This window comes from Arhodomonas sp. AD133, assembly GCF_051195215.1.
In the GTDB taxonomy this organism is placed as follows: Bacteria; Pseudomonadota; Gammaproteobacteria; order Nitrococcales; family Nitrococcaceae; genus Arhodomonas.
Map to the genome: position 1 here is coordinate 43,062 of NZ_JBNAZM010000029.1, position 14,545 is coordinate 57,606.

General features: G+C 66.2%; 15 protein-coding genes. 12 read left to right on the forward strand and 3 right to left on the reverse strand.

All coding sequences use genetic code 11. The features are described from left to right. Positions 1-89: 89 nt before the first annotated feature. The 4 genes from dnaK (at position 90) to ACPEES_RS15315 (ending at position 4,679) form a co-directional block, all read left to right on the forward strand. The gene (gene dnaK / locus ACPEES_RS15300; protein WP_435104403.1) at positions 90-2,024 is read left to right on the forward strand and encodes a molecular chaperone DnaK; all 1,935 of its coding nucleotides are present in this window, start codon (positions 90-92) and stop codon (positions 2,022-2,024) included. A 160-nt stretch (positions 2,025-2,184) separates the two neighbouring features. Beyond that, complete coding sequence (gene dnaJ / locus ACPEES_RS15305) at positions 2,185-3,324, forward strand: molecular chaperone DnaJ (RefSeq protein ID WP_435104404.1); 1,140 nt, start codon at positions 2,185-2,187, stop codon at positions 3,322-3,324. Positions 3,325-3,347: 23 nt separating this feature from the next. Then, the gene (dapB, locus tag ACPEES_RS15310) at positions 3,348-4,154 is read left to right on the forward strand and encodes a 4-hydroxy-tetrahydrodipicolinate reductase (protein ID WP_435104405.1); all 807 of its coding nucleotides are present in this window, start codon (positions 3,348-3,350) and stop codon (positions 4,152-4,154) included. 330 nt (positions 4,155-4,484) lie between these two features. After that, a complete protein-coding gene (locus ACPEES_RS15315; RefSeq protein ID WP_435104406.1) occupies positions 4,485-4,679 on the forward strand; it encodes a hypothetical protein in 195 nt (64 codons plus the stop codon). 85 nt (positions 4,680-4,764) lie between these two features. Here ACPEES_RS15315 and ACPEES_RS15320 read toward each other — a convergent pair whose 3' ends face one another. Further along, positions 4,765-5,259, reverse strand: a complete 495-nt coding sequence (locus tag ACPEES_RS15320; protein WP_435104407.1) for a winged helix-turn-helix transcriptional regulator — start codon at positions 5,257-5,259, stop codon at positions 4,765-4,767. Positions 5,260-5,382: 123 nt separating this feature from the next. Here ACPEES_RS15320 and ACPEES_RS15325 point away from each other — a divergent pair, with 123 nt between their 5' ends. From ACPEES_RS15325 to ACPEES_RS15360, 8 genes are all read left to right on the forward strand, one after another. Then, positions 5,383-6,630 carry a hydrolase gene (locus tag ACPEES_RS15325; protein WP_435104408.1) on the forward strand — a complete coding sequence of 416 codons (1,248 nt, stop codon included), beginning with the start codon at positions 5,383-5,385 and terminating at the stop codon, positions 6,628-6,630. Positions 6,631-6,632: 2 nt separating this feature from the next. Then, positions 6,633-7,718 carry an arginine N-succinyltransferase gene (astA, locus tag ACPEES_RS15330; RefSeq protein WP_435104409.1) on the forward strand — a complete coding sequence of 362 codons (1,086 nt, stop codon included), beginning with the start codon at positions 6,633-6,635 and terminating at the stop codon, positions 7,716-7,718. 126 nt (positions 7,719-7,844) lie between these two features. After that, positions 7,845-9,059, forward strand: a complete 1,215-nt coding sequence (locus ACPEES_RS15335) for an acetylornithine/succinyldiaminopimelate transaminase (RefSeq protein ID WP_435104410.1) — start codon at positions 7,845-7,847, stop codon at positions 9,057-9,059. Between the two features lie 62 nt (positions 9,060-9,121). Beyond that, positions 9,122-9,769, forward strand: coding sequence for a LysE family translocator (locus tag ACPEES_RS15340; protein WP_435104411.1), 648 nt, complete (start codon positions 9,122-9,124; stop codon positions 9,767-9,769). Further along, positions 9,766-10,281, forward strand: coding sequence for an asparaginase domain-containing protein (locus ACPEES_RS15345; RefSeq protein WP_435104412.1), 516 nt, complete (start codon positions 9,766-9,768; stop codon positions 10,279-10,281). Before ACPEES_RS15340 ends, ACPEES_RS15345 begins: the two co-directional genes overlap by 4 nt. Positions 10,282-10,331: 50 nt before the next feature. Then, a complete protein-coding gene (locus tag ACPEES_RS15350; RefSeq protein WP_435104413.1) occupies positions 10,332-11,096 on the forward strand; it encodes a TSUP family transporter in 765 nt (254 codons plus the stop codon). Positions 11,097-11,252: 156 nt separating this feature from the next. Beyond that, entirely contained in the window at positions 11,253-11,699 is a 447-nt protein-coding gene (locus ACPEES_RS15355) for a DUF4442 domain-containing protein (protein ID WP_435104414.1), read from the forward strand. Then, positions 11,692-12,753 (forward strand): patatin-like phospholipase family protein, encoded by a 1,062-nt coding sequence (locus ACPEES_RS15360; protein ID WP_435104415.1) that lies wholly within the window; start codon positions 11,692-11,694, stop codon positions 12,751-12,753. Before ACPEES_RS15355 ends, ACPEES_RS15360 begins: the two co-directional genes overlap by 8 nt. A 203-nt stretch (positions 12,754-12,956) precedes the next feature. On the opposite strand, the gene dapE is transcribed toward ACPEES_RS15360, so the two are convergent. After that, positions 12,957-14,093 (reverse strand): succinyl-diaminopimelate desuccinylase, encoded by a 1,137-nt coding sequence (dapE, locus tag ACPEES_RS15365; RefSeq protein WP_435104416.1) that lies wholly within the window; start codon positions 14,091-14,093, stop codon positions 12,957-12,959. A 4-nt stretch (positions 14,094-14,097) separates the two neighbouring features. Next, entirely contained in the window at positions 14,098-14,445 is a 348-nt protein-coding gene (locus ACPEES_RS15370; RefSeq protein ID WP_435104417.1) for an ArsC family reductase, read from the reverse strand. Between the last annotated feature and the right edge of the window lie 100 nt (positions 14,446-14,545).

Here is a 14,545-nt window from a genome sequence, read left to right on the forward strand (position 1 = left end):
GGCTGCGCGCCCCTACCTCAGGTCACAGACTAGTAATGCATCGCTCCCGCCGGGCGGGAGACACGGGATCAGAAGGGAGTTCATCAGTTATGGGTAAGATCATCGGCATCGACTTGGGCACGACCAACTCGTGCGTTGCCGTGATGGAGGGCGGTAAGGCCCGGGTTATCGAGAACGCCGAGGGCGAGCGTACCACCCCGTCCGTGGTGGCGTTCTCCGAGGACGGCGAGGTTCTCACCGGTGCCGCCGCGAAGCGTCAGGCGGTGACCAACCCGGAGAATACCGTTTTCGCGGTCAAGCGCCTGATCGGCCGGCGCTTCGAGGAAGACGTCGTGCAGCGCGACGTTCGCGAGATGCCCTACAGCATCGTCAAGGCGGACAACGGCGACGCCTGGGTCGATGTGCGCGGCAAGAAGATGGCGCCGCCGGAGATTTCCGCGCGCACTCTGCAGAAGATGAAGAAGACCGCCGAGGACTACCTGGGCGAAGAGGTCACCGAGGCGGTGATCACCGTGCCGGCGTACTTCAACGACTCCCAGCGCCAGGCCACCAAGGACGCGGGCAAGATCGCCGGGCTCGAGGTCAAGCGCATCATCAACGAGCCCACCGCGGCTTCGCTCGCTTACGGCATGGACAAGAAGGGCGGCGATCGCAAGATCGCGGTCTACGACCTCGGCGGCGGCACGTTCGACATTTCCATCATCGAGATCGCGGAAGTGGAGGGCGAGCATCAGTTCGAGGTGCTCTCCACCACCGGTGATACCTTCCTCGGCGGCGAGGATTTCGACCGCGCGATCATCGACTACCTCATCGCCGAGTTCAAAAAGGATCAGGGCATCGACCTCGGCGGCGACCGCCTGGCGATGCAGCGCCTCAAGGAGGCGGCCGAGAAGGCCAAGATCGAGCTGTCGGCGAGCCAGCAGACCGAGATCAACCTGCCGTACATCACGGCGGACCAGAGCGGGCCGAAGCACCTTAATCTCAAGCTCACCCGCGCCAAGCTCGAGTCGCTGGTGGAGGACATCGTCGAGCGGACCATCGAGCCGTGCAAGCTCGCGCTGAAGGATGCCGGGCTGTCTGCCTCCGAGGTGGACGACGTGATCCTGGTGGGCGGCCAGACGCGCATGCCGAAGGTGCAGGAGGCGGTTAAGAACTTCTTTGGCAAGGATGCGCGCAAGGACGTCAACCCCGACGAAGCCGTGGCCATCGGTGCCGCGATCCAGGGCGGCGTGCTCGGCGGCGACGTCAAGGACGTGCTGCTGCTCGACGTCACGCCGCTGTCGCTCGGCATCGAGACCCTCGGTGGCGTGATGACCAAGCTCATCGAGAAGAACACCACGATCCCGACCAAGGCGAATCAGGTGTTCTCCACCGCCGAGGACAACCAGAACGCGGTGACCGTGCACGTGCTCCAGGGTGAGCGCGAGATGGCGAAGGACAACAAGTCCCTCGGCAAGTTCGATCTGCAGGACATCCCGCCGGCGCCCCGCGGCGTGCCGCAGATCGAGGTGACCTTCGACATCGACGCCAACGGTATCCTGCACGTCTCGGCGAAGGACAAGGGCACCGGCAAGGAGCAGTCCATCGTCATCAAGGCCTCCAGCGGCCTTAACGAGGACGAGATCGAGCGCATGGTCCAGGACGCCGAGGCCCACGCCGAGGAAGACAAGAAGGCGCGGGAGCTGGTGGAGGCGCGTAACCAGGCGGACAACCTCATTCACGCCGCCCGCAAGTCCATCAAGGACCTCGGCGATAACGTCTCCGACGAGGAGAAGCAGGACGTCGAGAGCGCCATCTCCGAGCTCGAAGAGGTCATGAAGGACAACGACAAGGAGGCGATCGAGGCCAAGACCCAGACGTTGTCCGAGAAGTCCGGTAAGCTCGCCGAGAAGCTCTATCAGCAAAGCGAGCAGCAGGGCGAGGCCGCCGGCGACGAGTCCGCCAGCGGCGCGAAGAGCGGCTCCGAGCAGGACGACGTGGTCGACGCCGAGTTCGAGGAGGTCAAGGACAACGACCGCAAATGACGGCTTCGGGGGCCGGTCTGCCCCCGTTTGAACCGGATCGGCGGGCGCAGGATGTATGGCATCCTGCGCCTTTTCGTTGCACGGACGGGGTGGTTGCGGTTGAGCCGGCAGACGCCTTCGCCCCGATGTGACACAGGCACTACAGCGCCCGAGCGGAACCATGGCGAAACGCGACTACTACGAAGTTCTCGGCGTATCCCGAAACGCCTCGGACAGCGATATCAAGAAAAGCTATCGCCGTATGGCGATGAAGTATCATCCGGACCGCAATCCGGGTGACGAGGACGCGGAGCAACGCTTCAAGGAGGTCAAGGAGGCCTACGAGATCCTCGGCGACTCCCAGAAGCGCGCCGCATACGATCAGTTCGGCCACGCCGGCGTCGATCCGAACGCGGGCATGGGGGCAGGCGCCGGGTTCGGGGGCGGCGGCGCAAGCTTCTCGGACATTTTCTCCGACGTATTCGGGGACATCTTCGGCGGTGGCGGCCCCGGTGGCGGTCGGGTCTATCGTGGCGCCGATCTGCGCTACACTCTGGAGTTGTCCCTGGAGGACGCGGTCTTCGGCACCGAGACCGATATCGAAGTGCCCACCCTGGTCGACTGCGAGACGTGCAGCGGCAGTGGTGCGGCCAAGGGCAGCAGCCCGGAAACCTGCCCCACCTGTCACGGGCACGGGGACGTGCGCGTGCAGCAGGGCTTCTTCTCGATTCAGCAGACGTGTCCGCGCTGTCGTGGCGCCGGCACCATCGTCACCAATCCCTGCGGTGATTGCGGCGGCAACGGCAAGGTCCAGCAGTCCAAGACCCTGTCGGTGAAGATTCCCGCCGGTGTCGACACCGGTGACCGTATCCGCCTCAATGGCGAGGGCGAGCCCGGTGAGCACGGCGGCCCGCCCGGCGACCTCTACGTGCAGGTGGCGGTCAAGCCGCACCCGATCTTCAAGCGCGACGGCTCGGATCTGCGCTGCGAGATCCCGGTGGCCATGCCCACGGCCGCGCTGGGCGGCGAGCTCGAAGTGCCGACGCTGGACGGGCGCGTGAATCTGCGGGTTCCGGCGGGCACGCAATCGGGCAAGATCTTCCGGGTCCGCGGCAAGGGTGTGAAACCGGTGCGTGGCGGTCCCCCCGGGGATCTGCTCTGCCGGGTGACGGTGGAGACGCCGGTGAACCTCACCAGCCGGCAGAAGGAGTTGCTCGAGGAGCTCGCCGATACCCTGGAGCGCGGTGGCGAAAAGCACAATCCGCGGGGTAGCTCCTGGGTGGATTCGGTGAAGTCTTTCTTCGAGAACATGCGCTTCTGACACCCCACGAGAGGACAGCGACCATGACCCGTATCGGAATCGTCGGGGCCGCCGGCCGCATGGGAGGCAATCTCGTCCAGGCGACGTTGAACAACGAGGCCACCGAGCTTGCCGCGGCGGTCGATCGCCCCGGCAGCAGCCTGATCGGCTCCGACGTCGGCGAGCTCGTCGGTGGTGGGCGCATGGGGGTCGCGTTGACCGCGGACCTCGCGGCCGCAGCGGCGGATTTCGATGTGCTCATCGACTTCACCCTGCCGGACGCCACCGAGGAGAACCTGAAAGTCTGCCGTGAGGCCGGGCGGGCCATCGTCATCGGTACCACCGGGCATAGCCCGGAGCAGCGTCAGCGCATCGAGGATGCCGCCAGGCAGATCCCGGTGGTGTTCGCGCCCAACTACAGCGCTGGTGTCAATCTCTCCCTTCGCCTCATCGAGCTGGCGGCGCGGGCCCTTGGTGACGATTTCGACGTTGAGGTCATCGAGGCGCATCACCGGCACAAGGTGGATGCGCCCTCGGGCACCGCGATGCAGATGGGCAAGGTGCTCGCAGGGGCACTGGAGCGGGATCTCGACGAGTGCGCGGTCTATGGCCGCGAAGGGCATACCGGTGAGCGCGATCGCCGCACTATCGGCTTCGAGACCATCCGGGGCGGCGATATCGTGGGCGAGCATACCGTGATGTTCGCCGGCCTCGGTGAGCGTATCGAGATCACCCACCGTGCCTCCAGCCGGATGACCTTTGCCAGCGGTGCGGTGCGGGCGGCGGCATGGGTGGCGCAGCGGCCTGCCGGGCTCTACGACATGACCCACGTGCTAGGGCTCGCCTCCTGATGCCCGGGTGTCCTGCATCGGACATGCCGATACGGGACACGAGAGCGGCGGCGCATCAATGCGCCGCCGATCGCGTCGGCCCACGCGGTATGTAAGGGCGCCAGCCACTAACGAACCCCCGCCTTCAAGCGTTATTCCGTGACATTCCTATGTGCCGTGGATCGCAGCGTTGCCGTGATGGCGCGCTCGCAAGCGCTTTTTGTGACTGTATGGCACAAGTCATAGTCCAGAAGAGACAAGAACTTAGGCGCACAACGTCTTCCCGAGTTGTTACGCTTGACTACAACAAAGGTTTCTGAATGCTCAAATTTCTGGAGGAGCAACAAAGTGATGCAAGACGACCCTCACGAACCTGCCCCACGTCGCGGTTACTACCTCGCCGATAGTCGCGCTCGTGACGAGCGGGCCACTGCCTATCCGCACATTGCCCCGCACGGATGGGAATTCCTGCTCGACAACCATCTCCGGGAAGAAGAGGGCCGCGGCGCGGAAGTCAAGCACGCTGCGGTACTCGGAGAAAACTGACGTTCGACGAACGTCGCCTCCCTGAGGACCCCGGCCGGATTAGCCCCCTGGCCGGGGTTTTTTGTGTCGATTACCCGTGATCGGATCAGTAGGTGCCCGGCACCGGGAAGCCGGGTGAGACCTTGACCTCTTCCATGACTACATGGCTGTAGGTCTGAATCACACCCGGTAGCAGCGGGAGCCGTTCGGCCATGAACCAGCGGTAGCCGCCCACGTCCGATACCCGGATCTTGAGCAGGTAATCGAACTCGCCGGGCACCATGTGGCACTCCACGATTTCGTCCATCGCCATGACCGCGTCGTGGAAGCGCTCGAATATGTCCAGACTCGTCTGGTCCAGCCTTAGCTGAATGAACACCGTGAGCCCGATTCCGAGCTTCGCGGCGTTGAGCCGGGCATTGTAGCCCTCGATGTAGCCATCGCGTTCGAGGCGCCGGACGCGCTCCAGGCACGGCGTCGGTGTGAGGTGTACCCGTCGGGCCAGTTCCACATTCGCGACACGGCCCTCCTCCTGGAGGATACGCAGGATACGGCGATCGGTTCGGTCCAGCCGCGTGGGCTGGCGTTTGGAGTCTGCCATAGATGATCGGGAACAATCCGTTGTCTGTAGAGAATAATTCTACCGCACGCGTTGATTCAGCCGGAAATCATGTCCGTTGCCGCCTATGCTGGGCGAAACGTGCTCGAACGCGGAGAAGATAACGTGAAGGAACCTGTCTACGCGGCCGCAAGGGAAGCGATCGATGAGCGAGCGCACCAGAGCCTCTCGGATCTCGAGACACTGGCCGGTATCAACTCCGGCAGTCGCAACATCGCCGGCGTGACAGCCATGAGCGACGCGGCCGCCGCGCTGTTCACTGGTCTCGGCGCCGAGTGTACCCGCGAGACACTGCCGCAGTGGGAGCGCGTGGACGATGACGGTGAGGCCGTCGCCGAGCCCCTCGGGCCACTGGTAAGGCTGCGGCGGCACGTGCCCGGCGCGCCCTCCGTATTGCTCGTGGGTCACACGGATACCGTCTTTCCCGCCGACCATCCGTTTCAGCAGGTGTGGCGCGAGGGCGAGCGTCTGCGTGGTCCCGGTGTCGCGGACCTCAAGGGCGGGCTGGTCGTCATGCGTGATGCCCTGCGTGCCCTGGAAGAGAGCGAGCTCGCCGGCCGCATCGGCTGGGAGGTGCTCCTCAATCCGGACGAGGAAATCGGCTCGCCGGGATCGGCGCCTGCGCTCGACGAGGCCGCGCGGCGGCATGATCTGGGGCTGGTGTTCGAGCCGTCGTTGCCGGATGGCACCCTCGCCGGGGCACGCCGGGGTAGCGGTAACTGGACCGCGGTGTTTCACGGGCGCGCCGCGCATGCCGGCCGGGAGCATCACCTGGGGCGCAACGCCGTGGTCGCGGCGGCGCGTTTCATCGCACGCATCGACGCGCTCAATGGCGTTCGCGACGGTGTCACCGTCAACCCGGCTTTCGTGCGTGGTGGCGGACCGACCAACGTGGTGCCCGACCGCGCCGTGGTTCGTCTCAACGTCCGTGTGACCAGCACCGCCGACGGTGATTGGGTCGCGCGCGAGATCGAGGCGGCGCGGCGCGAGGTGGATGCCCCGCCGGGCTATGTCGTCACCCTTCACGGCGGTTTCTCCCGCCCGCCCAAGCCGATGACCCCGGCTCTCGAGACATTGTTCGAGGCGGTGCGCCGTTGTGGCGAAGCCGTCGGCGAGGAGGTGAGCTGGCAGGCCACGGGGGGCTGCTGCGACGGCAACAATCTGGCCGCCGCCGGTCTGCCCAACGTCGACACCCTGGGGGTGGTCGGCGGCGGGATTCACAGCGCGGACGAGTACATGGAGATTCCCTCGCTGGGGCGGAGGGCGGCGCTGGTGGCGACATTGCTGCTCGGGCTGGCGAGGGGCGATATCGATTGGCCGAATGTCCGTGAGACAGGGACTGAGGAGGGCTGACGATGCTGGTGGTGAGACCCGTGCGGGAAGACGATCTGGACGCTGTCGTCGAGTTGGTCGACGGGGTTGGAATCGGCATGACCTCGCTGCCTCGTGACCACGACTCGCTGGCGCGCAAGGTCTCCCTGTCCGGGCGTAGCTTCGCCGCCGGCCCGGGGGAGTGGTCGAACGGCGGCGGTGAGGAGTTCTTCTTCTTCGTGCTCGAGGACACCGAAACCGGCGCGGTGGTGGGCACCACCGGCGTGAAAGCCGGGGTCGGGCTCGACGAGCCGTTCTACAGCTACCGCGTGGGCACCGTCGTGCACGCCTCGCGCGAGCTCGGTGTCCACCGCGTCGTGCCCACCCTGTATCTGACCAACGACTACACCGGCTGCGCAGAGGTGGGCTCTCTGTTCCTGCATGCGGATTACCGGCGTGGTGGCATGGGGCGGTTGTTGTCGAAGTGCCGTTTCCTGTTTCTCGCCGAGCATATGGACCGGTTCCCCGAGAAAGTCATCGCCGAGATGCGCGGCGTCAGCGACGCCCAGGGTACGTCACCGTTCTGGGACGCATTGGGCCGGCAGTTCTTCGATATGCCCTTCTATCGGGCCGACTACCTCAGCGGTACCCGGGGCAAAACGTTCATCGCCGAGCTCATGCCGCACAACCCCATATATGTGCCTCTGCTGGCGCCGGAGGCCCAGGCCGTCATCGGCGAGGTCCACGAGGATACCCGCGCGGCGCTGCGCCTGCTGCAGGCCGAGGGCTTCCACTACGAGGGGTACGTGGATATTTTCGACGCCGGACCCACCCTGGAGGCGAGGGTCGCCGAGATCAGCGCCGTGCGTGCCAGCCGCTGCTTCCGGGCGGTTGCCGGCGAGCCGGGGCCGGAGGCGCCGCTGTGCGTCGTCGCGGCGCCGGGTTGGCGCGATTTCCGAAGCGCGCTCGCCCACGTGGAGCACCGTGGCGGTGATGCCGTGGTGGCGCCGTCGGTCTTGCACGCGCTGGCAGTCAACGACGGCGACACGATTCGTGCCGTGCCCAGCGACGTGGCGGACCGGGGGGAACGCTGGCCTATCGGCGAGACCGGGATGTTTCAGTCGAGTTGACGGCGACGCCCGGGCGCGGCAGCGTTCGTGCTCTGGACAACTGGTGTGGCGTTCGCCGGCCGTTCGCAAGCGCATGCGGTGCGTTGCACCGTGCGAGAGTCTCTACCCACCGACCCGAGGAGTGACATGGCAACCTCCGAATTGACCCGCGAGCTATACGATCAGGTGATGGTCCCCAACTACAACCCGCCGGGGGTGATCCCGGTACGCGGCGAAGGCTCGCGTGTGTGGGACCAGCAGGGACGCGAGTACATCGATCTGGCCGGCGGCATCGCGGTGACCTGCCTTGGCCATGCGCATCCGCGTCTCGTCAACGCCCTGACCGAGCAGGCCAACAAGATCTGGCACGTGGCCAACGTTCTCGCCACCGAGCCGGCGCTGAAGCTGGCGCGCCGGCTTACCGAGCTCACCTTCGCCGAGCGCGTGTTCTTCGCCAATTCCGGTGCCGAAGCCAACGAGGCGGCCCTCAAGCTGGTTCGCCGCCATGCTTTCAATCGCGGCGAAACCGAGCGCACCGAGATCATCGCGTTCGAGCAGGCATTCCATGGCCGCACCCTGTTCACCGTCACCGCCGGCGGTCAGGCCAAATATCGCGAGGGCTTCGGGCCGGTGCCCGGCGATGTGCGTCATCTGCCGTTCAACGATATAGAGGCTCTGGAGGCGGCGGTTTCCGAACGTACCTGTGCGGTCGTGCTCGAGCCCATTCAGGGCGAGGGCGGTATCGTGCCGGCGGATCCGGAATTCGTCGCTGCTGCGCGCCGCCTGTGCGACGAGCGCGGGGCACTGCTGGTCTTCGATGAGGTGCAGACCGGTGTCGGGCGTACCGGCGATCTGTACGCCTACATGGGCCTCGGTGTGGCGCCGGACGTGCTTACCACGGCGAAAGCGCTGGGCGGGGGTATTCCGGTTTCCGCGATGCTCACCCGCGCGTCCATCGCCGAGACCTTTCAGCCGGGCACCCATGGCAGCACCTATGGGGGCAATCCGCTCGCCTGTGCGGTTGCCGCGGAGGTGCTGGATATCGTCAGCGACCCGGCGGTGCTCGCCGGCGTCAGGCAGCGCTCGGAACGCCTTCAGGCCGCACTCGCCGAGCTCGGCGAGCGGTACGGTTGCTTCGAGATGGTGCGCGGGCGCGGCCTGCTCCTCGGGGGTGTGCTCGCCGAGAGCTGGCGGGGGAAGGCCCGGGATATCTTGCGGGCGGGACTGGACGAGGGGCTGCTCAGCCTGGTGGCCGGACCGGACGTGGTGCGTCTGGCACCGTCGCTGATCATTCCCGAAGCGGATCTGGAGGAGGGCATTACCCGGCTGGATCGGGCGATCGCCCGCCTCGCGGCGGCCTGAAGGGTCGTTGGCGGGCCCGGCGAGGCTGGTGTAGCCTGATACTTTTACGTGGAATTGTTTCGATGGCTACGGAATACCTCCTCGAATTCACCGCCGTCGCCACGGTGCACTTGCTCGCCGTGGCGAGTCCCGGGCCCGACTTCGCCGTGGTCGTACGCGAGAGCGTCGGCCACGGCCGCCGCGTGGGCGCGCTTACCAGCCTTGGCGTGGGCGCGGGGATTCTGGTGCACGTGGCGTACTCGCTGCTCGGCATTGGCCTGATCGTCTCCCAGTCGATTCTCGCGTTCACGATCATGAAGTTCGCCGGGGCTGCGTATCTCGTCTGGCTCGGGATAAAGGCCATGCGCGCGCGTCCCAACGAAACGGTCGCGACCGGGCCCGGCGATGCGCCGGTGGAAATGCCTTCCGCCCGGCGGGCTTTCGTGACCGGTTTCCTGACCAACGGACTCAATCCCAAAGCGACGCTGTTCTTCCTCTCGCTGTTCTCGGTGGTGATCAGCGCGCAAACCCCCATGGCGCTCCAGATCGGCTATGGCGTTTACATGGCGGTGGCTACCGCAGCGTGGTTTTCGCTGGTTGCGGCGGTTTTCGGTCACGAGCGTGTGCGCCGCGGCTTCGCCCGTCTCGGTCATTGGTTCGAGCGTGTCATGGGTGGTGTGCTTGTGGCGCTCGGGGTGAGTATCGCCACCGCGGGGGCCCGTCAGGCATGAGCGATTCGCTACATGCATCGCCGGTGCTCGTGCTGACCACCGGCGGTACGTTCGACAAGGTCTACTTCGACGCACTCAGTGAGTTCACCGTGGGGCAGGCGCAGGCGCCGCGTATTCTCGAGCAGGCCAGGGTGGATCTGGACTACCGCGTCGAAGCGGTGCTCGCGAAAGACAGCCTCGAGCTCACCGACGTCGACCGTGCCGCTTTGCGTGAGCGAATCGAGGCTTCGGGGGCATCCCAGGTGGTCATCACGCACGGCACCGATACGATGCCGGAGACGGCGCGTGCGCTGGCCGACCTGGAGACCCACACCATCGTGCTCGTCGGGGCCATGCTGCCGGCACGCATGCAGGAGACCGACGCGCCGTTCAATCTGGGCTTTGCGTTGGCCGCGGTCCAGCTGCTGGCGCCGGGGGTCTACGTTGCCATGAACGGGCGTGTCTTTCCGGCGGAGAGCGTGCGGAAAAACCGCACCGCCGGCCGTTTTGAGGAAGACTCGCCGAAGGCGTGACGCCGGCACTGTCCGGGCCCTTTCCACGATACGCATGAGGAGTCGCGACGGTGGACTGGACCGTTGCTCCGGAGGTCTACGTGTTCCTTGCCGCGGTGGGATTCGCCGCCGGCTGGCTGGATTCCATTGCCGGTGGAGGCGGGTTGATCGCCCTGCCGGCATTGCTGCTCGCCGGCGTTCCGCCGTTGCCGGCGCTGGCGACCAACAAGCTCCAGGGAACCGCCGGAGCGTTCACCGCTACGGTGCACTATGTGCGCCGTGGCTGGGTGGATCTGCACTGGGCGCGGGGGTTGATTGCCGCATCGTTCATCGGCGCCGCGGCGGGCACAGCGCTGGTGCAGGTCGTGGATACGGCGGTGGTGGAGACGCTTCTGCCGTTCCTGCTGGCGGCGATGGTGCTGTATTTCCTGCTCTCCCCACGCCTCGGCGACCTCGAGGCCGAGCCGCGGTTGGGTCGCTGGGGCTACGGGCTCACCGCGGCCCCCGCGATCGGGTTCTATGACGGCTTCTTCGGGCCCGGTACCGGCTCATTCTTCACGGCCTCGGCGGTGGCGTTGCTTGGGGCCAGTGCGCGCCGTGCCGTCGCGCTCACGAAGGTGCTCAATGTCACCAGTAACATCGCCTCGCTGGCACTGTTCACCGCCGGCGGCCACATGCTCTGGACCGTTGGTGCGGTAATGATCGTCGGCCAGCTCGCAGGCGCCACACTGGGGGCGAATATGGCAATACGCGGGGGTGTCGCCCTGATTCGCCCATTGGTAGTGCTGGTATGTGTCGGCATGTTGACGAAGCTGTTGTGGGAGCGATTCGTCTAGTGTCCGGTACAGGACACAGACCACGCTGACACTGTCCCGTCGCGCAATCGTATGGTTCCGGCCGCTTCCGATGCCGGACGGGAGCGGGTAGGCTCTTGCGTTTTCGGACTACCGGTGACGGGTATGCGGGTCTCTGCGAAATGGTTGGCGCGCCTCATGAATATCTGGCCGCCGTTTCTCGGTGCCGGCGTGCGGGTAAAGGAGATCTCCCCCGATTGGCAGCGTGCGGTGGTGGCGTTGCACCATCGTCGCTGGACCAGCAACTACGTGGGAACGCAGTTCGGCGGCAGCCTTTTCGCGATGACCGACCCGTTCTACATGCTCATGTTGCTGCACGCGCTGGGCAAACGCTACTGGGTCTGGGATCACAGTGCGCGCATCGAATACCGCCGACCGGGGCGGGGGACGGTGACGGCTCGGTTCGAGCTGGATCCGGAACGCCTGGCGCGTATCCGCGCGGCCGCGGAGAGTGGGGAGAAGCTGCTCGAGGATTTTACCGTCGCGATCCGGGACAACGAGGGCGAAGTGGTGGCGGCGGTCGAGCGTACGATCTACATTCGCCTCAAGCCTCATCACCGGCGCCCGGGCGCAGCCGATGAGTGACCCCGCCCTGCGTGTACTCGCTGGCGACGCCGCGCGGCGGCACCTGCGTGAGCGGGGGCTGGACAACGCCGACGTGGCGGCTGTGACCGCTGCCTCAGGGGGGCCGAAATGGCTCGGCGTCTACGAGCTGGACCGCGTCGTTTTCGGAGAATTCCTGGCGCAGGGCTCACGGGCCGTGAACCTGCTGGGCTCCTCGTCGGGATCGTGGCGGCTCGCGTGTGCCGCGTTGCCCGATGCCCGCGCGGCGTTCGCCCGGTTCGAACATGCCTACCGCACCCAGCGTTATCCCGCGCGCCCATCGCCCGCCTATGTCACCGGCATGGCCTGGCAGACACTGGAGGCCGTGTTCGCACGCGATGGTGCGGCGCAGGCGCTTGCACATCCGCGTTTCCGCCTCAACTTGGTGACTGTGCGCCTGCGCGGCAGCGTTGATGGCTCGCCGCGGCGACACATGATGCGTCTCGGGGCTGCGGCCCTGGGTAATCTGGTTCATCGCCGCAGTCTCGGACTGTTCGTCGAGCGGATCCTTTTCCACAGCGGCGGGAGCGGCGAGACCGTGCATTTCGTGGACGGGCTGCCTACCCGACGGGTAGCGCTCGATGCCGACAACTTCTCCGCGGCGCTCCTGGCCACCGGCTCGATCCCGGGGGTGATGGAGCCTGTGATCGACGTTCCCGGCGCGGGGCCGGGGGTCTATTACGACGGCGGGCTCACGGACTATCACTTCGATGGTGGCTATGATCCCGGGGCCGGACTAACGCTGCAGCCGCATTTCTATCCGCACCTGGTGCCCGGCTGGTTCGACAAGCCACTGCGGTGGCGGCGCAACCGCCTCGCGCGCGCCTCGTGGACCGTCGTGCTCGCACCGAGCGAGACCCACCTGGCGCGCTTGCCCCACGGCAAGGTGCCGGACCGGGAGGACTTCCTCGCCATGTCCGATGACGAACGCGAGCGCTATTGGCTCCAGGTCGCGGCGGAAAGCGAACGCCTTGCCGACGAGTTCCGAGAGCTGGTGGCGACGGGTCGGATCGCCGAGCGCGTCGAGGCACTTTAGAGAGCGTTGAAAGTTTCAAGTATCAAGTTGAAAGTTTCGCGTTTCCACCGCGATGCCATTGCTTGCTGCGTCTCGGGTTGTCACCGCATTTCGCGACGACTAATGCGACGCGACGAGTGCCAATACGTGGCCGGTAGCGGCACGGCTGATGCCGCGCGCTACTTTTCACTTGATACTTGAAACTTTTAACTCGCCTCAAACCTTTAACTCGCCTCCGTCAGGAGGCGCTGCAGGATGCCCTCGTAGATCGCCGACAACGTCTCCAGGTCGCTGACGGCGACGTGTTCGTCGATCTGGTGGATGCTGCGGTTCAGTGGACCGAGCTCGACGACCTGGGCACCGGTGGGGGCGATGAAGCGTCCGTCGGATGTGCCGCCGGCGGTCGAGGGGGTCGTGGCGCGTCCGGTCACCGCTTCGATCGCGTGCCGGGTCGCTTCCAGCAGCGGACCGCGGTCGGTGAGAAACGGACGAGCGGAGAGCTCCCATTCGATCTCGTAGTCGAGGCCATGGCGGGAGAGGATGGCTTCCGTGCGCGCACGCAGGTCGTCCTCGGTGACTTCGGTGGAGAACCGGAAGTTGAAGTCCACGTGCAGGTTGCCGGGGATGACGTTGCTCGCGCCCGTGCCCGCCTGCAGGTTGGAGATCTGGAATGTGGTTGCCGGGAAGCTGCCGTTGCCCCGGTCCCATTCGGTGGCCGCCAGCTCGGCCAGCGCCGGGCCGAATTCGTGCACCGGGTTACGGGCGCGGTGCGGGTAAGCCACGTGACCCTGAATGCCGCGCACCGTGAGGTGCCCGTGGAAACTGCCGCGGCGGCCGATCTTGATGGTGTCCGCCACCAGTGCTTCGGAGCTGGGCTCGCCGACCAGGCAGTGTTCGATGGTCTCGCCCCGTTCCGCGAGCGCCTCCATGACCCGACGCGTGCCGTTGACCGCCGGGCCTTCCTCGTCACTGGTGATCAGCAGTGCGACGCTGCCCGTATGCTCGGGGTGGTAGGCGAGGAATCGCTCGAGCGCTGTGACGAATGCCGCGACGCTGCCTTTCATGTCGGCCGCGCCGCGCCCGTACAGCAGCCCCTCGTGTACCGAGGGCTCGAACGGTGGTGTGCGCCATTCGGTCTCCGGACCGCTGGGGACCACGTCGGTATGGCCGGCGAAGGCGAGCAGGGGACCGGCCGTGCCGCGCCGGGCCCACAGGTTGGTCACCTCGCCGAATGCGAGGGTCTCGCACGCAAAGCCCAGTGGCTCCAGACGCTCGGCGAGCAGGGCCTGGCAGCCGGCGTCCTCCGGGGTGACCGAGACTCGGCGAATGAGCTCGCAGGTGAGATCCAGGGTATCGGACATGGGCTCAGCTCAAGTTGTCGTAGTCGTTCGCGCGGTAGCCGACGAGCACGCGCTCGTCGTACTCGAGTACCGGGCGCTTGATCAGCGTCGGGTGGTCGATCATCAGGGCAATGGCCCGATCCGCGGTGAGGTCCGCGCGATCGGCTTCGGCGAGCTGCCGCCACGTGGTGCTGCGGCGGTTGAGCAACTGCTCCCAGCCCACCGCCGCCTCCCACCGGCGCAGCCGCTCGCCGTCGACGCCGTCGGCCCGCAGGTCGCGAAAGCGGTAGTCCACCCCCGCCGCGTCCAGATGCCGCCGCGCCTTGCGGCAGGTGTCGCAGGTCTTGAGGCCGTAGAGAATTATGCTTCGCATAGTCGCACGTACAAAGTGGCAAGCTACTAATCTTCTCAGAAGTATTGTCATGCGTCAGAGCGCCACAGCGGCCCGGGGGCAAGACGCGTTCGCGCCGGCG